General features: G+C 55.9%; 21 protein-coding genes and 1 tRNA gene. 10 read left to right on the top strand and 12 right to left on the bottom strand.

All coding sequences use genetic code 11. From position 1 onward, the window contains the following. Window positions 1–9: 9 nt before the first annotated feature. Window positions 10–1,221 (bottom strand): MDR family MFS transporter, encoded by a 1,212-nt coding sequence (locus MTC_RS02930; RefSeq protein ID WP_014405183.1) that lies wholly within the window; start codon window positions 1,219–1,221, stop codon window positions 10–12. Between the two features lie 18 nt (window positions 1,222–1,239). Between MTC_RS02930 and MTC_RS02925 the strand changes: the two genes are divergently transcribed. Further along, window positions 1,240–1,989, top strand: a complete 750-nt coding sequence (locus MTC_RS02925; RefSeq protein WP_014405182.1) for a tRNA(His) guanylyltransferase Thg1 family protein — start codon at window positions 1,240–1,242, stop codon at window positions 1,987–1,989. Here MTC_RS02925 and purC read toward each other — a convergent pair. The 5 genes from purC to MTC_RS02900 all read right to left on the bottom strand — a co-directional run bounded on the left by purC (window position 1,982) and on the right by MTC_RS02900 (window position 5,432). Then, a complete protein-coding gene (gene purC / locus MTC_RS02920; RefSeq protein ID WP_081476838.1) occupies window positions 1,982–2,695 on the bottom strand; it encodes a phosphoribosylaminoimidazolesuccinocarboxamide synthase in 714 nt (237 codons plus the stop codon). The genes MTC_RS02925 and purC overlap by 8 nt on opposite strands. 363 nt (window positions 2,696–3,058) lie before the next feature. Then, entirely contained in the window at window positions 3,059–3,463 is a 405-nt protein-coding gene (locus MTC_RS02915) for a hypothetical protein (RefSeq protein WP_014405180.1), read from the bottom strand. A 251-nt stretch (window positions 3,464–3,714) separates the two neighbouring features. Further along, window positions 3,715–3,786 (bottom strand) — tRNA-Arg (locus MTC_RS02910). 174 nt (window positions 3,787–3,960) lie between these two features. Beyond that, the gene (locus MTC_RS02905; protein WP_014405179.1) at window positions 3,961–4,611 is read right to left on the bottom strand and encodes a DUF2225 domain-containing protein; all 651 of its coding nucleotides are present in this window, start codon (window positions 4,609–4,611) and stop codon (window positions 3,961–3,963) included. Between the two features lie 38 nt (window positions 4,612–4,649). Continuing rightward, entirely contained in the window at window positions 4,650–5,432 is a 783-nt protein-coding gene (locus MTC_RS02900; RefSeq protein WP_014405178.1) for an ArsR/SmtB family transcription factor, read from the bottom strand. A 161-nt stretch (window positions 5,433–5,593) separates the two neighbouring features. Between MTC_RS02900 and MTC_RS13710 the strand changes: the two genes are divergently transcribed. Then, window positions 5,594–5,725: a hypothetical protein gene (locus MTC_RS13710; RefSeq protein ID WP_272941614.1), complete on the top strand. Its 132-nt coding sequence runs from the start codon at window positions 5,594–5,596 to the stop codon at window positions 5,723–5,725. Window positions 5,726–5,730: 5 nt separating this feature from the next. On the opposite strand, the gene MTC_RS02895 is transcribed toward MTC_RS13710, so the two are convergent. Genes MTC_RS02895 through MTC_RS02885 form a run of 3 tightly spaced genes read right to left on the bottom strand, consistent with a single transcriptional unit; the run spans window position 5,731 to window position 8,711 of the window. After that, entirely contained in the window at window positions 5,731–6,870 is a 1,140-nt protein-coding gene (locus tag MTC_RS02895; RefSeq protein ID WP_014405177.1) for an isocitrate/isopropylmalate dehydrogenase family protein, read from the bottom strand. 15 nt (window positions 6,871–6,885) lie between these two features. Beyond that, window positions 6,886–7,431, bottom strand: a complete 546-nt coding sequence (locus MTC_RS02890) for a 3-isopropylmalate dehydratase small subunit (RefSeq protein ID WP_014405176.1) — start codon at window positions 7,429–7,431, stop codon at window positions 6,886–6,888. Window positions 7,432–7,433: 2 nt separating this feature from the next. Continuing rightward, the gene (locus tag MTC_RS02885) at window positions 7,434–8,711 is read right to left on the bottom strand and encodes a 3-isopropylmalate dehydratase large subunit (protein WP_014405175.1); all 1,278 of its coding nucleotides are present in this window, start codon (window positions 8,709–8,711) and stop codon (window positions 7,434–7,436) included. Window positions 8,712–8,822: 111 nt separating this feature from the next. On the opposite strand from MTC_RS02885, the gene MTC_RS02880 reads away from it, so the two are divergent. From MTC_RS02880 to MTC_RS02850, 7 genes are all read left to right on the top strand, one after another. After that, on the top strand, window positions 8,823–9,965 hold the full coding sequence (locus MTC_RS02880; protein ID WP_014405174.1) for an OB-fold nucleic acid binding domain-containing protein: 1,143 nt from the start codon (window positions 8,823–8,825) through the stop codon (window positions 9,963–9,965). Between the two features lie 53 nt (window positions 9,966–10,018). Further along, complete coding sequence (locus MTC_RS02875) at window positions 10,019–10,714, top strand: (5-formylfuran-3-yl)methyl phosphate synthase (protein ID WP_014405173.1); 696 nt, start codon at window positions 10,019–10,021, stop codon at window positions 10,712–10,714. Between the two features lie 105 nt (window positions 10,715–10,819). Beyond that, window positions 10,820–12,295: an IMP dehydrogenase gene (guaB, locus tag MTC_RS02870; protein WP_014405172.1), complete on the top strand. Its 1,476-nt coding sequence runs from the start codon at window positions 10,820–10,822 to the stop codon at window positions 12,293–12,295. 176 nt (window positions 12,296–12,471) lie between these two features. Further along, the gene (locus MTC_RS02865; RefSeq protein WP_014405171.1) at window positions 12,472–13,149 is read left to right on the top strand and encodes an ABC transporter ATP-binding protein; all 678 of its coding nucleotides are present in this window, start codon (window positions 12,472–12,474) and stop codon (window positions 13,147–13,149) included. After that, window positions 13,149–14,156, top strand: coding sequence for a COG1361 family protein (locus MTC_RS02860; RefSeq protein ID WP_237705955.1), 1,008 nt, complete (start codon window positions 13,149–13,151; stop codon window positions 14,154–14,156). The genes MTC_RS02865 and MTC_RS02860 overlap by 1 nt, the downstream gene beginning before the upstream one ends. Before the next feature lie 7 nt (window positions 14,157–14,163). Continuing rightward, window positions 14,164–15,372, top strand: coding sequence for an ABC transporter permease (locus tag MTC_RS02855; protein ID WP_014405169.1), 1,209 nt, complete (start codon window positions 14,164–14,166; stop codon window positions 15,370–15,372). 1 nt (window position 15,373) lies between these two features. Next, on the top strand, window positions 15,374–16,597 hold the full coding sequence (locus MTC_RS02850; protein WP_014405168.1) for an ABC transporter permease: 1,224 nt from the start codon (window positions 15,374–15,376) through the stop codon (window positions 16,595–16,597). 515 nt (window positions 16,598–17,112) lie between these two features. Here the strand turns inward: MTC_RS02850 and MTC_RS02845 are convergent. The 3 genes from MTC_RS02845 to ilvC form a co-directional block, all read right to left on the bottom strand. After that, window positions 17,113–17,346 carry a hypothetical protein gene (locus tag MTC_RS02845; protein ID WP_014405167.1) on the bottom strand — a complete coding sequence of 78 codons (234 nt, stop codon included), beginning with the start codon at window positions 17,344–17,346 and terminating at the stop codon, window positions 17,113–17,115. A gap of 229 nt (window positions 17,347–17,575) precedes the next feature. Continuing rightward, on the bottom strand, window positions 17,576–18,028 hold the full coding sequence (locus tag MTC_RS02840) for a hypothetical protein (RefSeq protein ID WP_014405166.1): 453 nt from the start codon (window positions 18,026–18,028) through the stop codon (window positions 17,576–17,578). Window positions 18,029–18,163: 135 nt separating this feature from the next. Then, the gene (gene ilvC, locus MTC_RS02835) at window positions 18,164–19,156 is read right to left on the bottom strand and encodes a ketol-acid reductoisomerase (RefSeq protein WP_014405165.1); all 993 of its coding nucleotides are present in this window, start codon (window positions 19,154–19,156) and stop codon (window positions 18,164–18,166) included. 74 nt (window positions 19,157–19,230) lie between these two features. Between ilvC and MTC_RS02830 the strand changes: the two genes are divergently transcribed. Then, window positions 19,231–19,854, top strand: a complete 624-nt coding sequence (locus MTC_RS02830) for a helix-turn-helix domain-containing protein (RefSeq protein ID WP_014405164.1) — start codon at window positions 19,231–19,233, stop codon at window positions 19,852–19,854. The last annotated feature ends 42 nt before the right edge of the window (window positions 19,855–19,896 follow it).

Here is a 19,896-nt window from a genome sequence, read left to right as displayed (position 1 = left end):
TCTCATTTTCTAGCCTATAAGCTTAGCGCCGTTCTTTTCTTCAGGTATCAGCAATTTCAGGTATACGAGACCAAGGGCACACGCCATCCCCGATACGCCTATGATGAGCCACATCGCAACAGGGGGCAAATGGTCCAGCAGCATCCCTCCGATTAGGGGCCCGACGGCGAACCCTAGCGTGCTCGTCAGGCCGGAAAAGCCCTGATACCGTCCCCGGTTTTCGCCCGACGACAGGTTTGCGGTCAGGGTGGTTGACGGGGGCATGTACGTTAATTCGCCAAGCGTGATGATGAACACGCAGAGCCCCAGCATGAGGAAGCTGTGGGAGAAGGCGACAAGCCCGAAGCCAAGTGCATATAGCGCCACTCCCAGGCCCATTGACGTGGTCAGCCTGAGGCTGTCCGTCAGCCTCGTTACAATATACTGCGCCACCACGACCATGGTCCCGTTTATGGCGAAGAGCACCCCCACCTCTGGCTCGGATAGCCCCACGAATCCCTTCGCATACACAGATAGAGGGGAGTACATCTGGGAGTACACCACTGTCACCAGAAATACGAGGAGCGAGAAGGCCATGAAAGGCCTGTCGCCCGCTATGCTCCCGACATCCCTTAAGGAGAACCTTGCGGAGGGCATGCAGGTCCTCGTATCGCTTATGAAGAGTATCACGAGGAGCAGGTAGATGCCGCTAGTTATAGCGGTAAAGTAGAACATCGAGGTGTACGAGAGAAGGGCCATGAACCCTCCCACGATGGGGCCGAGGGCGAACCCGGCGTTCTGCCCTATCCTGAGCAGGCTGAAGGCCTCCAGCCGCTTATCTCTGGGAACGAGGTCGGTCGCGATGATGTTCGGTATGGGCCTGAAGAGGCCCGTGGCCACCCTCGTCATGGACAATATGAGCAGGTATAGCTCGTAGGGCGCCCTGACGTTGACCGCCCACCCCAAAAGCAGGAAGCTTACTATTAGTATCACCAGCCCCAGTATAAAGGTGAGCCGCCTCCCAATCCTGTCACACATCTCCCCTCCGACAAGCTGGAATATGGCGCCGACAAATGAGGAGACGAACATGGCGAAGCCCACGAGGCCCGCAGGCACCCCCTGATAATAATACAGGTAGATCGAGATGAAGGGCATCACGATGGACATGCCAAACTGGTTTAGGGCCATACCGAAGAATAGTATCCATAGCCTGCGGTCATACGATGGCAATTTTAGTGGCATGGCCTCTATCCCTCCGAAATGAAAAACGATAATATACATTACCACTTAATAAAGATAATGCTGTTCAGGGGCCATATCGTGGATAATGGAGAGCGCTATAAGGCCAGGGAAATATACAGGGATATCAAAGCGCTGCCCCCGGTCATCGTGAGGGCTGACGGGCGGAATTTTAAGGAGGCATTAGCCAGGCTCGGCCTAGATAAGCCCTATGATATTAGGTTTGAAAAGGCAATGGTATCGGCCGGGAGGATGCTTATAGGGCATAGCGGCCTGGCCCCCGACTGGGCCTACACGTTCTCCGATGAGTTCAACGTCTTTTTTAAGGTGCTCCCCTTCCAGGGGCGCATCGAAAAGCTCGACTCCGTCGTGCCCTCTTACCTGGCCAGCGCCCTCACCCTGGCCCTTAACGCGGACACGCCCCTGGCCTTCGACGCCCGGGTGGTCCCGCTTCACAATGAGGACGTGCCAGGCTACCTTAAATGGAGGCAGGCGGAGGCGTGGCGGAACCACATGCAGTCATATGGCTTCTACACGCTGGTCAAGGAGGGGGTTCCAGAACAAGAAGCCTCGCGGAAGATGAAGGGCATGAAGTTCGAGGACGTCCATGAGATGATGTGGCAAAGGGGGATCAACCTGGGCGTGACGCCAGGGTGGCAGCGGAAGGGCGTGCTCATCTATAGGAAGGATGGCGGGATTATAGAATCATGGGACCCGCCGCTTTTCGGCTCCAGCGAAGGCAAGGATTTAATAAAAAGCATAATCACTTAAATATTTCAGGCGCGATGAGCCTCGCGGCCTCCTCGTAGGCGGCCAGAAGGTCTCCCTTGTCAAACCTGAAAACGTCCTTGTCCAGGCTCTGATGCGTATCCTTCTTCCAGAGGCGCATGGTGTCCGGCGATATCTCGTCCGCCACCACTATCTTCTTATCCACCTTCCCGAACTCAAGCTTGAAGTCCGGCAGCAGGAGGCCCTTCTCATCGAGGAACTTTTGCAGTATCTCGTTAACCCTGAGCGAGACCTTCCGGATCTTCCTGAGCTCCTTTTCGGTGACGATGCCGAGGGCTATGGCAATGTCATCGTTTAGCATGGGGTCGTGAGCGGCGTCATTCTTATAGTCCATGACGATGATGGGCGGGTCGAACCTCTTGCCCTCCGGAAACTCGTACTTCTTCACGATGGAGCCGGCCGCGTAGTTCCTGGGTATGACCTCGAGCTTTATCATGTTGCAGGCGTGGACGAGCATCTCGTCTTCCGAGACCATCTTTATGTAGTGGGTGCTGATCCCGTTATCGGCGAGTAGCTTGAAGAGTTTCGCCGATATCTGGGCATTATAGTACCCTTTTCCCTTCATGCTGGCCTTTTTCGCCCCGTCTCCGGCGGTGACGTCGTCCCTGAACTTTACGATGTATCGCCTTGGATCAGGGGTTGCGTACACCGTTTTCGCCTTTCCGCTGTATAATGCCTCGCCTCTGATCATGCCTCGACACCATTTGACTTGTTCTATAAATGGCGATTTTACCATATAAACCTTGACACTTCGCTGCTACGTTGTTAAGAAGATGGTCGAGCAGAAGGTTTAACATGAAAAAACAATGGCCGTGCAGAGGGTTTTTCTTTTATTTTGAGGCTAAGGGGGGCTTCGCTTTTTACTTGAGCGCTCCGCGCGGTCACTAGAGCGCTCCGCGCGGTCACTAGAGCGCTCCGCGCGGCGCACCCCTCGCTAGACCCCCTTCAGCCTCTAGAAAAAGAAGATATGATGTCTAACCATCCGTTTTCTCATAGAAGCCCCCTTTTCAGCCTCTATTCGAATTATGCAATTCTTTCGACTAGTAAAAAATTAATTGGCCCTTGCGTGGTCGAGCCGTGGCATCATCTTCTTGTAGGCAGCGATGCCCTTAGCCAGGCCGCTCTTCTCAGAAAGGAGGTAGACTTCGTCGATCACCTCATCCTCGGACCTGGCGTTAGTGAAATGCAGCGTGGTCTCCCCATCGCTGTGAATCAAGACGAACTTGCCGTCCAGGACCGTTACGAGGCCGCAGGCCTGCATGGGCGTGGGCGAGACCTCCTCTATCTCGTCGTTGCCTGTGGTGCATAGGTAGACGCCCCTGGTGTTGTCCTTATCCTGGAAGCTCACGACTTTGATGCGGTCGATTATGCGGCCATCTTCGCCCAACTCTTCCCGGATGTGGTCCGGTATGACGTACATGAGTATTTTCTTGGTTTTGTTTGTGGATTCCAACATGTGCTCGCTCCTGTTAAGGCAGTCAGTGTTTTATAACTTGGGTGCTGGTGTTGATTAATCCTGCTGTAGTATGATGGCGGAAAAAACCAGTGGATGACGAAATATGAGGGAGAGAGGGATGCTTTCTCCGTGGATAATGTAAAAAAAGGGTCGATGGGGCCTTATTTATGGTAAATCGGCATGCCGACAGGCAATTTTATTATAATTTGGTCTAAATAAATATGGCTCTTAAGTAAAGCCAATATAGTAAGCGCCCCGACTGGGACTTGAACCCAGGTCTAGAGCTCCGCAGGCTCCAAGGATATCCACTACCCTATCGGGGCTCATTTTTAAGATAAGCTGCGCTCATAGTTGGCGTTTCATCACATAAACTTATCGGATATGTTGTTTTGCTGAATGGCTTTTTCTATTGATCGAAGGGGCTCATGTGATGATGGATGGTTAAACACCACATCTTCTATTATCTACCCGACCATCATTTTTATTATCGACCTACCTTAGGATAAAAAATCAGAGGGCTCTTTCAATTGCCGCCTGGCAAGCTCCCCTATCCTAGGGTCGCCACCATGCTCTTTTATGGCCTGCTCCACCTTGCTGTACCACTCCTTTGCCTTCTCGGCCTCCCCAAGCCGCCTGTACAGGTCACCCAACAGGTATGTGAAGATAGGTATGTTTTCCTCAGGGGCATCGCTGGAGGCCAACGCCCTTTCGAAGTACTCGGCTGCCTTGCCCAGGTAAAACCGCTCCTTCTCCTTTTGGCCACTGAGCCGGCAACACCAGGCACCCATGTGATATATCCTGGCCAGCACATGGGCTGGAGCGCCCCTCCACTCGGCACACAGGGCCGCAAGGTAAAATTTTCCGCTCGCCTCTACCTTGCGGCCCTTCACCTCGGGCGTGATGTTTTGCTCCACGTTCTGCCTGAAAACGAAGCTAAATTCCTGCTTCTCGAAATCCCCCTCATATCCCGTGTAGCCACAGCTCGGGCACGTATGGACGAAGTAGCAGATGGGCTGGGCGCCGCCTGCTGCCTCCTTATACAGGTCCGAGTGCAGCTTACCGAAAGAGTTGGTGGACATGACGACGGGCGACTCAAAAATATTGCCACAGAGGGGGCAGGTGAGCCTGACTGGCTGGATGGTGGTCATAATACTCTAACCTTGCATCATCCAGTATTAAAAGCTGCTCACGCCTCGTAAAGCCGCTTAACCAGGCTCATCACGCCCGACCCCTTATCTGTGAGGACGTATCTTCCATCCTCGGCCTTGGCGATGAGGCCGGCCTGCGAAAGCTTAACAAGATGATAGTTAAGGTGGCCGCCTTCGAACCCGCTCACGCCTGCAAGCTCCTTAAAAGAGAGGCTGCCTTCCGCCAGCCGCTTGAGCATCCGGAAGCGCGCCTCATGGGACAGAGGCTCGATAACGCTGGAGATCACCGGGCCATCCTGCATCTCGCCCATGTAAACGAGCCTCCCGCGGGAAGCCAGGTCTGCCTTTAGCCCTGCGAGCTTTTGCGCGAGGCCTATGAGCTCGTCCCGCTCGGCCACGTAGGCGTCGAGGCAGCGCTCACATGCCATGCCCTTGAACTTTTCAAGCTCCCTCTCATCCTCCTCCAGGATGCCCTCGATACACGCCTTCAGGTCGCCCGCGTGCCTGAGCCTGGTCGCATCATCTTTTAGCTCATCAACCAGGCCGTCGATACACTCCTGCCTCTTATACTGAGGCGGGCAATCCGTGCGCATCCTGTCCTGGAAATTTCGGGCGGCACCCGATATGGCCCCATCGTAGGCTGCTTCCTCATACCATTTTATGACCTCATTAATGGAGGCTATCCGGTCCTCAAGGATGGCCTCCTGAAAGCTTCTAAGCTCATCCCTCAGCGACTCGATGGCCTGCCTCTGCTCTGCCCTTACCTCCCTGAAGCCCTTCTCCAGCGCGGCCAGGCGCTCCTCAATGCGGTCTTTTCTCACACACCCAAGGTCAATAGTATACTATAAAAAAGTTTCAGTGTAGCGGATTTACCTTTGGTATAGTGGATTTCCCCGAACTAATATGGGCTCTTATCCGCCTGATGCCATGGAGGTAAAAATTGAAAATGCTCCAATGGCATATATGTCTTGTTAAAGCCGTGTTGAAGGCGATAAATGGCGACGGGCGAATAAGGAAGGGGCGCCGGCAGGGCCAGGAGCCATATGGTGTTGAGCGCAGCAAGGCAAGGGTAGATGCCTCCATTGCCTCGATCAATGCATGGTATAGGCGCTAATGCCTTTATATGCGCCCCTGCTGTCTTACAATACGGGCGATATCAGAGCCAACTTCAGAGGTCTTAGAAGTGCCTCCCAGATCATATGTGCGGACCTTCCGCTCCCTGAGGCTCGTCTCAATGGCCTTCACGATGGCGTTGGCCGCCTCGCCCTCGCCGAGGTGCTCCATCATGAGGGCGCCCGCCCAGATGGCCGCTATCGGGTTCACCTTGTTTAAGCCCTTATACTTCGGGGCGGAGCCGCCCATGGGCTCGAACATGCTCGTCCCCTCGGGGTTGATGTTGCCGCCAGGCGCGAGGCCCAGCCCGCCCTGGAGCATGGCGCCCAGGTCCGTGATTATGTCCCCGAACATGTTGGGGGCGACGACCACGTCGAAAAACTCGGGGTTCTTCACGAACCACATGGTGACGGCGTCCACGAAGTTGAAGTCGGTCTTCACGTCAGGATAGCCCTTAGCCGTTTCCTGGAAGACCTCACGCCACAGCCCGTAGATGTCCGTCATCACGTTGGCCTTGTCCACGCTGGACAGGTGCTTCTTCCTGTTTCGGGCAAGCTGGAAGGAGTAGTCGATGATTCTACGTGCCCCCTCCCTGCTTATGACGCCTATCTGGTAGGCTATCTCGTCGCTATCGGTGAGGATGTCAAGGTCAAACTTGACGCTGTATAGCTCTCTTTTCAGCTTTAAATGCTGGTGAGACAGTCCCTTCACGCCCCGGCCCCCAAGGCCCGCGTAAAAGTCCTCGGTGTTCTCCCTCACCACGTAAAAGTCGATGTCCTTCGACGTTTTATTCTTAATGGGCGTCTCCACGCCGTCCAGCAGCTTCACCGGCCGCAAGTTGATATATTGATCAAAGTAGAACCTGAGCTTGAGCAGGATGCCCTGCTCAAGGATGCCCGTCTTGACCTTGCGCTCGTCGCCAACTGCGCCCAGGTATATGGCCCTGTAGTTGCTCAACTCCTTTAGCGTATCCTCGGAGATGGTCTCCCCGGTCTTCAAATAGTGGTCGCACCCATGCGGGAGGTCGATCCACTCCACGTCGTAGCCATAGACCTCCCCGGCAGCCTCCACCACTTTTTTGCCTTCGGCGATGACCTCGGGGCCTATGCCATCCCCCGCTATCACCGGTATCTTATACGATGCCATCCAGAAACCTCTTTATTATTTTTTCTTCCCCTTATGCTTTTTCGCCACCATCGCCCTGGCGTACTCGATGAGCCCGCCGCTCTCCACTATCTCGGCCAGGAAGCCGGGGAGCGGGGCGGCCTCATATGTCTCGCCTTTTGTCAGGTTTTTTATCGTGTTGCCCTCTATCTCCAGGACGTCCCCATCGGCTATCCTATCGGCTTCCCTGCATTCGAGCATGGCCAGGCCGATGTTTATGGAGTTCCTGAAAAAGATGCGCGCAAACGACTTCGCTATGACGCACTTAATGCCCGCCCCCTTGAGCGCCAGCGGGGCGTGCTCGCGGGACGAGCCGCACCCGAAGTTCTCCCCGGCCACGACCACATCGCCCGTCGATGGCCTGAAGTCCGGCCTCACGCCTTCGAAGGCGTGCTTTGCCAGCTCCTTCGGATCGTTTATGGTCAAGAACCTGCCAGGTATGATAGCGTCCGTATCCACGTCGTCGCCGAACTTCCAGGCCCTGGAGAGGCCTCCGGCGTGCTTAGCCTCGGCCATTTCCGTCGCTTTGGTCTTTCTGGCCATGCTCACACGCTCCTCGGGTCCGCTATCTTGCCCTTTACGGCTGAGGCCGCCGCGGTCGCAGGGCTGCACAGGTAAACGAGGGCGTCAGGGCTGCCTTGCCTTCCCCTGAAGTTCCTGTTCGAGGTGGACAGCCCAACCTCTCCAGGGCCGAGCAGCCCGAAGGAGCCTCCCATGCATGGGCCGCAACAGGGCGACTCGACCAGCGCCCCGGCGCTCACGAACTCCTCAATCAGGCCGGCCCTCAGCGCCTTCATGTACTCAGTATGGGAGGCGGGTATGACTATCATGCGCACGCCCTTCGCCACCGGCCTTCCATCCATGACCTCCGCAGCTATCCTCAAATCCTCGAATCGGCCATTGGTACATGAGCCCAGGAACACCTGGTCTATCCTCTTGCCCTCAATTTTATCTATATCTACCACGTTGTCCACGTTGTGTGGGCAGGCGACCTGGGGCGGCATGCCCGTCACGTCGTACTCCCGAACCTCGGCGTATTCTGCATCCTCATCGCTCTTCAAGCCCTCATCGAGCCTATAGCCGGGAGAGCGCTCCCGGACGTACTTCTCCGTCTTACCGTCGGGCTCGATGATGCCCGCCTTGCCGCCCATCTCGATGGCCATGTTGCTAATAGTCATGCGCTGGGACACGTCAAGCCTCCTTATCGCCTCGCCCGCGTACTCGCAGGCCTTGTAGCGTGCCCCATCAGCCCCCACGTCTCCTATTAGCTTCAGTATAATGTCCTTAGAGTATACTCTATCCCCGAGCTTGCCGTTCACCTCGAACCGCATTGACTCGGGCACCCGGAACCAGAGCTTTCCGAGGGCGAATACGGCCGCCATGTCCGTGGAGCCGATGCCAGTTCCGAAGGCGCCCAGGGCGCCGTAGGCGCAGGTATGCGAATCCGATCCTACTATTAGCTGCCCCGGCAGGACGTGGCCCTTCTCGGGCATCACCTGATGACAGATGCCCTCATGAAGGTCATAAAAATGCTTTATTCCCTGCTCCCTGGCGAACTTCCTCAATAAAATATGATTCCTTGCGGCGTTTAGCGAGTCGGCCGGGACCTGGTGGTCGAATAAAATGATGATCTTCTCCGGGTCCCAGACTTTTTTCTCCTTCTCGTCCCGCATGATCTCGTAGAAGCCCTCAACGGCGAGCGGCCCCGTTATATCGTGGGCCATCGCCCTGTCTATGGATGCCATGACGAAATCGCCGGCCCTCACGGGCCTGCCGGACGCCCTGCTAAAGATCTTTTCAGTGATGGTGAGGCCGTTCGACATTTAAATCCAAGCTTTAATGCAGCGGACTGCTTATAAATTTAACCATGAAAAGTTTTTTGAACGAATAGGCTTATTAGCCCTCAAGCCTTACCTACGGAGGGCGTGCTTATCATGTCAGACGTGCGTGAAGTCTATGAAAAGCTGAACGGCAGGGTCTCGCTGGAGGAGTTCAGCAGGATGGTGGAGGAGAAGATGGACGTCATGGGCGGCCTATGCGATGAGCATACCGCCGCCCTGCTCGTGGCCCATGACCTTGGCGTGGAGGGCGTAAACGCCATCAAGATAAAGGAGATCACGCTCGACAGGAAAAACGTGCAATTCCTCGGAAAGGTCGTAGAGATCTTCGAGCCCCGCGAGTTCAGCCGCACAGACGGCAGCGTTGGCCGGGTTTGTAATATCACCGTTGCCGACGAGACCGGCGAGATAACGGTGGTGCTATGGGACGAGCTGGCGGACGCAGTGAAGACGGGCGATGTCAAGGCTGGCGACGTGCTCAGGATAAGCGGCTACGTTAAGGAGGGCCAGCGTGGCCTCGAGGTCAGCATAGGCAGGGGAGGGGGCATTGTTAAGGATGAGGACACGAAGATAGCCGTAAAGGACCCCATGGTTAAGATAAATGAAATAAGGATGGGCATGGGCAACGTGTGCGTCAGGGGCTTAGTCTTATCCAAGCAGGAGCCCCACTCCTTTAGCAGAAAGGATGGCTCGACTGGGTCGGTGCAGGGCCTCGTGCTGGGCGACGAGACGGGAAAGATAAGGCTCACAGTCTGGGATAATAAGCTAAAGGATGTTGAGGCTTTGAGCCCGGGTGACACTATCGAGGTGCTTCACGCCTACACCCGTGAGTCCCTGGGAGGGGTGGAGATACAGGTCGGCGCAAGGGGGATAATAAGGAAGTCCGATAAGAAGGTAGTGTATGAGGAGCAGGTCACCAGGATAGGCGACATCGAGCCCGACAAGTCGTATAACGTCAAGGGCATAGTCACCGGCATTGACGGGGTCAGGGAGTTCACGACTCGTGATGGCAAGCCTGGCAGGCTGTGTAGTATCTACATCTCTGATGAGGATAAGACGGCTGATGAGGATAAGACGGGCCGCATAAGGGTGGTTTTCTGGGGAGAGCTGGCGAGCTTCGCCGAGGCGCTCTCGGTCGGGGATAAGATACTCGTCACTGACGCCCGGGCAAGGGTAAACTTCAGGCAGGAGATAGAGCTGTCGGCTAACTGGAGAAGCACGGCTAGAAAGCTCGAATGAATAAAGGATGGCAAAAAAAGGGTTATATACCAAAATGGTATTAGTTGATTTGCATGAAGCTATTAGTCAGCCCCATGAACGTACAGGAGGCGATGGCAGCGGAGAAGGGCGGAGCCGACATAATTGACGTCAAGAACCCCGGGGAGGGGTCGCTCGGCGCCAACTTCCCATGGGTCATCGCAGAGATCAAGTCAAACGTCAGCAAGCCCTTGAGCGCCACCATAGGCGATTTCGACTACAAGCCAGGCACGGCATCGCTCGCAGCCCTGGGGGCCGCGGTGGCAGGGGCGAACTACATCAAGGTGGGGCTTTATGATATTCATACGATAGAGCAGGCGTACGACCTTTTATCGGCAGTAGTAAGGTCGGTAAGGGCTTTTGATGCTGAGAAGACGGTCGTTGCCTCAGCTTATTCCGACTATTCTCGCATAGGGTCGCTCAGCCCGCTCAACCTGCCGCCAGTGGCAAAAAAGGCAGGCTGCGACGTGGTGATGGTGGACACGGGGATAAAGGATGGCAGGTCCACCTTCGAGTTCATGAGCCGGGAGGAGCTTCAGGGGTTCGTCAGCCTCGCCCACGAGAACAGGCTAGCCTGCGCCCTGGCCGGCTCGATAAAGTTTGAGGACGTCCCGGCAATCAAAAGCTTAGCCCCTGATATCATCGGCGTTAGGGGCCTCGTGTGCGGCGGCGACCGTAGCGGCTCAATAAGGCCCGAGCTCGTGGCAAAGCTCAAGGCCATGATTAATTAAAAATCGGCACGCTTCACCCTGTTATATGGCCGCCCCGCCAACAGAGAAATTTATTAATACTATGTTCAGTATAGTTACCCAAAAGGGTATACACGGTGATTTATAGTGTTCTTAAAAAAGCTAGATGCCCCGCTCGGGATAACTTTTGACGACGTCCTGCTCGTCCCGAGCAAATCATATGTAGAGCCGGACCACACGGATGTAAAAACACGATTTTCGAAGAACATCAGCTTGAGCATCCCAATAGTAAGCGCTGCGATGGATACCGTCACCGAGGCCGAGATGGCCATCGCCATCGCCAGGGAAGGCGGCATAGGAGTCATCCACAGGAACATGCCCAGGGATATGCAAGTTGAGGAGGTAAAGAAGGTAAAGAGGGGTGAGGAGGTCATCATCAGGGACGTGGTCACTGCCAGCCCCTCCCAGACTATAGGGTCCGTCTGGAAGATAATGATGGAGCAGAGCATCAGCGGCATCCCAATAATAGATGACGGCAAGCTCGTCGGCATCATAAGCAGGCGTGACATCAGGCCCATCGTGAAGTCGGAGCCGAACAAGAAGATAGTTGAGGTCATGACCAGGGACGTGGTCACCGCCACCGAGGGGGTCAAGGTCGACGAGGCCATCGATATAATGTATGAGCATAAGGTGGAGCGCTTACCTATTATAAATGAAAAGGGCGGCCTCGTGGGCATCATCTCGATGCAGAACATACTGGAGAGGCGCCAGTATCCTAACGCTAACAAGAACGGCAGCGACCAGCTTCGTGTCGCCGCCGCCGTAGGCCCGTTCGACGTGGAGAGGGCGCTGGCCCTCGATAAGGCGGGCGTAGATGCAATATGCGTTGACTGCGCGCACGCCCATAACATGAGGGTGGTGGAGTCGGCGAGGAGGATAAAGAAGATGGTCTCCGCGGACGTCGTTGTGGGGAACATCGCGACCGCAGAGGCCTGCGAGGAGCTCGTCGGGTTCGCGGACGGCGTCAAGGTGGGCGTGGGGCCCGGGTCGATTTGTACCACCAGGATAGTGGCAGGGGTGGGAGTCCCGCAGCTCACGGCCATAGCCTCGGCCGTGGACGTGGCCAGGGAGGCCGGGATGCCTGTCATCGCCGACGGCGGCATTAGGTACTCCGGGGACATCGCGAAGGCGATAGCTGCAGGCGCCGACTGCGTCATGCTTGGCAACCTGCTTGCGGGCACCAAGGAGGCCCCGGGCAGGCTCATCACCATTAAAGGCAGGAAATATAAGCAGTACAGGGGCATGGGGTCCCTTGGCGCCATGGCCGGTGGGGAGTGCTCGGACCGCTACTTCCAGGAGTCTCACGAGATAGGCAAGACCAAGTTCGTGCCGGAAGGGGTCGAGGGCGCTATACCGTATCGCGGCACGGTTAGCGACACGGTTTACCAGCTAATAGGCGGGCTGCGCTCGTCGATGGGCTACTGCGGGGCGGCTACAATCAAGGAGATGCAGGAGAAGGCCCGCTTCATCCGGGTGACGCCTTCGGGCATGAGCGAGAGCCATCCTCACGATATCATGATAACCGATGAGGCCCCCAACTATCCATTGACCCTGCGCCAGTGATCCGGCAGGCGTTTAACGCCTGCCCTGATCAGGCTTTTTTATGATATAACGCAGTAAAAAGGGCAAAAGCTCAATATGTTCGTGCGCTATATAGTAAGCTATATATCCTCAGTCAAGACATAGGGTAAAAAAGGTTCATTGGGTAAGCGGCTTTAAAGAGTCTCAGGAGGCATTGCATGGATTCCGTGGTTTCATTAAGGGACGTCCGAAAGAGCTACCGCATGGGCAGCGAAAACCTGCTGGTGCTCAAGGGCATCAACCTTGACATAAAGAGGGGGGAGTTCATAAGCATAATGGGCCCATCGGGGAGCGGAAAGAGCACGCTCATGAACCTGATTGGACTGCTGGACAGGCCGGACTCGGGCCGGCTCGTCATCAATGAAAGGGATACGGGCACGCTTAACGACGTTGAGCTATCCCATCTCAGGGGAAAGGAGATCGGCTTCATCTTTCAGACCTTCAACCTCGTAGCGAGGATGACGGCCCTTAAGAACGTCGAGCTTCCCATGATATTCCAGGGGAAGCCACAGGCCTACCGGTCCGCCATCGCGAAGAAATACCTCGAGGAGGTGGGGTTGGGCGATCGCCTCTCCCACAGGCCGAACGAGCTTTCCGGCGGGCAGAGGCAGCGCGTGGCGATCGCCCGCTCGCTGGTTAACGATCCTTCTATATTGCTGGCCGACGAGCCGACCGGGAACCTGGACGCGAAGACTGGAGAAGAGATCATGCGCCTGTTCGTGGACCTGAATAAGAAGGGAAGGACGATAGTCATGGTTACCCATAACCCCGATGTCGCCCAGTTTAGCCAGCGGATCATCCGCCTCAAGGATGGCGCCATACTCGAAGAGACTTGATGCTTTCATTTATAGCTGGAGACGTGTATATGAAGTTGCTAAAAGTTTTGGGCATCCTCGCGGTGCTCCTGTTAGTGGCTGCAGTGCCGGCCTATGCCGATACTGGCAAGCCGTCCATCGCGGTGAGCGACGTTTCTGTCTCTCCCACGGCCCTCATGCCGGGGGACACGGGCACGATCACTGTCAGGCTTTCGAACCCGACGACGTCGCTTACGGGCGAGAGCAAGACCCAGACGGACACGTACAATTACGGGGCTGGGGTGTCCAATGGAATGGCCACGCCATCGCACCAGTCGACGACGAGCGTCACGAGCAGCAGCACGCCGGACGGGGCGCTAACGCTCAAAGAGGTCATGCTGATTGCCGACGCTCCCATCCATGTCACCTCGAAACAGCAATACCTGGACCTGGGAAGGCTCGGGATGGGCGACACGTTCCAGCCCCTCAAGTTCACCATAAAAGTGGACGATAACGCGGCCGATGGGATATACCAGCTAACGCTCAAGATAAGGACGAACGACGACGGGGTTTACCAGAACTGCCCCGTTTATGTCACGGTGAACAGCAAGCCGCTCAAGGTCGTGCTCAACGACGCGCCTCAGGCGTTCTCCACCGCCAGGAAGACCGTGGTGCTCGACATCGTGAACCTGAGGCCTAACGCCGTAGATGGCGTGAGCGTCGTGCCCAGCGGCGAAGACTTCGTGTTCAAGCCCATACAGGAGTACGTGGTGGGCAGCATCGGGGCTGGCGAGCTGTACACGGTGCAGTTCGACGTCACGGCTAAGAACTCGTCGTATAGCGGCAACCCCTCTTTTAAGGTAGTGTACAAGAATGGGGATAACTGGCACGAGACCGAGCCGCTGGTAGTATACACCGACCATAACTCGGCCGTTGCAGCCCCGGCGAGCGCTGGCAGTGACATGCTGCTCTACGTGCTGGGCATCGTCGCCGTTGTGGCGATGATTTTCGGTGGCATATACGTGTACATGAAGGGCAGGCGAAAGTAGAGGCGCTATGAAAACGCTTGACGTCCTGGAGTACGCCTTCTCGGACTACACGAGCAACAGGTTCAAGACGGTGATGTCCTCCCTTGGCATCATTATAGGCGTCATGGCCATAGTGGTCATGCTCACCCTCGGGGATGGATTGTACTCAGGCGTCAGCAAGCAGTTCGGAAGCCTGGAGCTGGACACGATGGTAGTGCTGCCCATGGGCATTGACATGCAGACCGGCACCGTATCCCAGAAGCCGCCGGCGCAGCTCACTGACAGGGATGTGAGCTTGCTCATGAGCACGCCCGGGGTGGTGGAAGTATACCCCGAGATAACCTTAAGCTCCGTCCAGGCGAGCTACAGGGGCGAGAACCGGACCATGAGCGTAAGCGCCATCGCTCCTCAGTATTACTCGGGGCGCTATGCCAGTCAGGTTTATAAAGGCCGATACCTCTCCCCGTCGGATAAATACGCCGTAGTGCTGGGGAGCAAGGCGGCCAACGGCACCTTCGGCAAGGAGATACGGACGGGGTCGTACATCACCCTTACTAACAGCTTTAATGGCAGGTCTCAGGAGTACGTGGTGGTGGGCATAATGAAGGAGCGCAACGCCTCCATCCTGGTGGGCAACCCCAACACGGCAATCTACATGACTAAGGCAGGCTTCAAGGCTCTCTCCGACCAGGACACGTACTCGTACATTGGTGTGAGGGCGGACTCGGTCGAGTCGGCGGACGCCGTGGCTAAGGACGTGGAGGCCACGATTAGCCGCCTGCACAGGAACGAGGGCTTCTCAGTGCTCACCCAGAAGATGTTCGCCGACCTCATCACCCAGGTGTTCACGATGATCAAGTACACCCTCGCGGGCATAGGGGCAATCTCCTTGGTGGTCGGCGGCATAGGCATAATGAACGTGATGACGCTTACGGTGAAGGAGCGCACGAAGGAGATAGGCCTCATGAAGGCGGTTGGGGCGACTACTGCGGACGTGCGCAAGGTGTTCCTGGCCGAGGCCGCGATGCTCGGACTGTTCAGCGGCATAGCCGGGGTGCTCGTCGCTGCCGTCGCGGCCGCCATCGTGGGCCACTACGCGAGGCTCCCCATGCCGGTGTCCGTACAGAACGCCGCTGTCGGCATATTGTTTGGGCTGGCCGTGACGGTCATATTCGGGGTGTACCCTGCCAACCAGGCGGCAAGGCTCGACCCCATCGAGGCGCTGAGGACGGAGTGACATGAGAGCTGTCGACATTCTAGAGTATGCGTTCTCAGATTTTTCCAATAACAAGTTCAAGACCATGATGTCCTCCCTGGGCATAATTATAGGCGTCATGGCCATAGTGGTCATGCTCACCCTCGGGGATGGCCTGTACTCTGGCGTCAGCAAGCAGTTCGGCGACCTGGACCTGGACCAGATGCTCGTTATACCCGGAAGCCTGCAGAGCCAGAGTGGCGGCGTCAGCTATACGTATAGCCAGGCATCAGAAAAGCCGCCTGCCAAGTTCACCGATAGGGACATAAGCCTCCTCATGAGCACCCCCGGGGTGGTCGAGGTCAACGCGAGGATCATGGAGAGCGGCGTAGTCACCTATAACGAGGAGAACAGGAGCCTTTCCATACAGGGCATCCACGCGGCAAGCGAGGCCAGGCTGGCCCGCGACATCGATAAGGGGAGGTTCCTCTCGTCCACGGATACCTACAGCGTCGTGTTGGGCAGCAAGGTGGCCAACGGCACCTTTACTAAACTCATAAGGCCCGGCTCGCTCATAACCATCACCAACCCCATGAATGGGAGGTCGCACCAGTATACCGTGGTGGGCATTTTAAAGGAGAGCAACGGCTCGATAATCTCCGGGGACCCGAATACAAATATATACATGACCACTGACGGCATAAAGGGCTTCTCGTCCGCGAGCACGTATAGCATGATTTACGTGAGGGCGTCCTCCCCGGAGGCGGCGCAGCAGACGGCCGATAACGTGGAGGAGGCGCTGGGCAGGCTGCACCGTAACGAGGGGTATGGGGTCATAACGGTTAAATCCTTCTCGGATGCGATAAACGCCATCTTTGACTACATCAAGTACATCCTGGGCGGCATAGCCGCCATATCTCTGGTAGTCGGGGGCATAGGGATATTGAACGTGATGATGCTTACTGTGAAGGAGCGCACTAAGGAGATAGGCCTCATGAAGGCGGTTGGCGCGACCACGGCAGACGTGAGGATGCTGTTTTTATCGGAGTCCGCCATGCTTGGCATAGCTAGCGGCCTTATCGGCCTGGTGATTGCCTGGCTCATCGCTCTCGTGATCGGCAGCCTGGCAGGAATGCCTATGCCCCTAACTTTGGATAACGTCCTCATTGGCCTTGGCTTCGGCTTCGTCACCACCACAGTTGCGGGCGTTTACCCGGCTAACCAGGCGGCCACTCTGGACCCCATCGAGGCGCTGAGGACTGAGTAAGCTAAATGAGGATTAGAGGATGGTTAAACACCCCACCTTCTACTTCTAAATTTTGCCCCGAAGGTGCAATGGAGCTTGGGGGGTCTAGCGAGGGGTGCGCCGCGCGGAGCGCTCAAGTGACCGCGCGGAGCGCTCAAGTAAAAAGCGAAGCCCCCCTTCAGCCTCTAATAAAAGGACCATCTACCCGACCATGTCATTCTTAATGTGACCTTCTCTCTCGATTGAAGTCGGGAGCGTCCACCTTGTACGCTCCATCCCTTCTCCAGGGGCGAGCGTACTTTCAGCCTGTCATCTCAGCATCGGGCTGAGCACATGGAAGCCTTGTCCTCAAGCACGGAACACGGTTCCTGTGCAGAACAAAATTTTGGCTGCCATACGGTAGAACTTCAAGACTCGACTATCTATACAGTCCCCATATGCTTGCCGAAAATATTATTGTTTTCATGTCAGAAAAATCAAGGGGCGAAACCATCCCACCCTTAAAAGGGGATTCTCCGCCCCATAGCCCCATCGTCCTAAATCGTGGTGATGGTGGCCTCGGCCTTCTGCTTTGATATCGTGATCTCAGCGGTGTTCTGGCCGACCACCGCATGCCACACTTCGACGCTAGCGTTAGGATCGGCCTGCTTAACCCTCTCCAGGGTACCCTCCTCAAGCCGGCCCATGTTAGCCGAGTGAACGATCATCTTGATGGTGTGCTCCGGGTGCTTCTTATACTCATCCATTTTAAACAGCACTGTTTTTCGCATACGAGTCACCTCCTTTAACGGCATTGAAAGTCAACCATCCGAATGATGGCTCGCTCACACTGCTCGCAATATATCCTGCAGACGGTCCTCTCGAAGCGCAAGCACGTCCATGAGAGCTGCTCTCCATCAAAGGCCATCACGGAGCAAGTGGCGATATACGGACATTTTGGATATTCCTTCAAATGCCACACCTTCTAGTTATACTTTACCTCTGGTTACAAGATATACTTTACCCGGCCTTGAAATATTCGAATGCGTTCCGGGCCACGTTGAGCTTCGCGTCTATGATCAGATTTTTGGAGGTATCGTAGACCTTCAGCGCGATGTCGCAGTCTGCGCGGTCGGTCAGGCTGTACATATCGGCTAGCATGTACGTGAGGTTAGCCATGGTTCCGGCGATGTCGTACGGGCTCGCATCCTGTTTCAGGTACACTTCTACGGTGATGATGCAGTCCTCGTTTATGTGGACGGCTGCGTTGCCCTGTGCCGCTTCGGTCAGGCGCTCGGCTATTATGGCCGCCCTCGCGGTGTTGCCGTATTGCATGTCGGGCTTAGACTTCGGCGGTGGCGGCGGAACGTTTAACGCCTTTCCATCCTGCGGGCTCCCCTGGTACTGCTGCGCCGTGGCCATGCAAGAGCCGACAAGCAATACGAAAACTAAAATATAGATAGCCTTCTTCATCCTAATCCTCCCTACAGTAAAACCAATATAAAAAAGCATATATATAAAAATTAATGGCTTTTAGCGCGCAATTCCGATGCCATGACGACCGATAATTTAAACAAGCCCGCCAGGTAGCGGGCATAAGAGGCTCTATTACTTCTTGAGCCACGGCATCATGGCCCGAAGCTCCTTGCCCACCTTCTCGATGGGGTGCTCCGCGTCCATCTCTGTAAGCTTATTAAAGACGGGCCTTCCTGCCATGTTCTCAAGCACCCACTCCCTGGCGAACCGCCCATCCTGTATCTCCTCCAGCGTCCGCCACATCTCCATCCGGCTCTTATCGTTTATGATGCGCTTGCCTCTAGTCAGGCCGCCATACTTGGCGGTGTCGGACACGCTATCCCACATGTTCGTCATGCCGCCTTCGTACATCAGGTCCACTATCAGCTTCAGCTCGTGCAGGGTCTCGAAGTATGCTATCTCGGGCTGATAGCCCGCATCCACCAGCGTCTCGAAGGAGGCCTTCACCATCTCGGTGACGCCGCCGCAGAGGTCCACCTGCTCGCCGAACAGGTCAGTCTCGGTCTCCTCCTTGAACGTGGTCTCGATGACCCCCGCCCTGGTGGAGCCTATGCCCTTCGCGTACGCCAGTCCCACCTTATGGGCCTTGCCCGAGTAATCCTTATGTACGGCTATCAACGATGGGACGCCCTTGCCTTCCAGGTACATCCTCCTCACCAGGTGGCCGGGGCTCTTGGGGGCGATCATGACCACGTCGATGCCATCGCCAGGCTTTATCATCTCGTAGTGGATATTAAACCCGTGCGAAAACATCAGCGTCTTGCCCTTCTTCATATAGGGCTCGACCTGCTCCCTATACACCTTTCCCTGAAGCTCGTCCGGGATGAGCATCTGGACGACGTCGGCCTGCTTCGCGGCGTCCTCTATGGTGGCCACCGCCATCCCATCCTTCTTCGCCTGGTCCCAGGACGCGCCGCCCTTCCTCAGGCCCACGACGACGTCTAAGCCAGAATCTTTCAAGCACTGCGACTGGGCCATCCCCTGGCTGCCATAGCCTATGATGGCTATCTTCTTATCCTTCAAGTACTTTAGATCGGCATCCTTATCATAATAAATGGTGACCATATATTCCACCCATACTAGAATGCTCGACCAATGACTTTAAATGATATACCGAACATATACGGTTAGTCATATTTATGTCCATAGCGATGAGCATCGGCATACGGCACAGGGATTGCTGGCACTACAGGCTTTCGAAGGCGCTGGCGGCGACCATCATCGTGAAATACACCTACATGCTCCCCAATGACCAGCTCTATGGCTACCAGACCATAGTGAGCGCCAGGATCGGCGAGCTTGAATCATTTTTAGCGTCCATCCCCCAGGTCAAGAAGTTCGCCATCCTATCGAGGTCTGCGGACAGGGCGGAGGTCATCACCTGGGCGGAGCAGAGCTCTATCATCGACAGCATAATCAAGAAGAATTGTGTGTTCATTGGCCCGACTATAGTGAAAGATGGTGTGGAGAACTGGCATATAGTGGCTCCGACGCGGGAAGAGCTACAGGAGGCAGTGGCAGCCCTGGAGCGTTGCGCCGAGATAGCGTACATACGCAGCGCAGAAGTAGTGGAGCCGGACGTGGGCCTAACGGAGCGACAGATGAGCGCTCTCAAGGCTGCGGTGGAGATGGGGTATTTCGAGACGCCCCGCCGCTCCTCCATTAAGGACGTGGCCAAAAGGCTAAAGGTGTCGCCATCGACCGCGGTGGAACACCTGAGGAAGGCGGAGAAGAAGGTGCTCGAGAGCTATGCAAAGCCATAGGCAGCGCTGCGTGCTCACGGCAAAAGAGCGACGCCGCTAGAT

Origin of the sequence: Methanocella conradii HZ254 (assembly GCF_000251105.1) — an archaeon.
Classification (GTDB): Archaea; Halobacteriota; Methanocellia; order Methanocellales; family Methanocellaceae; genus Methanocella; species Methanocella conradii.
Note: the sequence above shows the minus strand (reverse complement) of the source record. Positions and strands in the feature narration are given on the sequence as shown.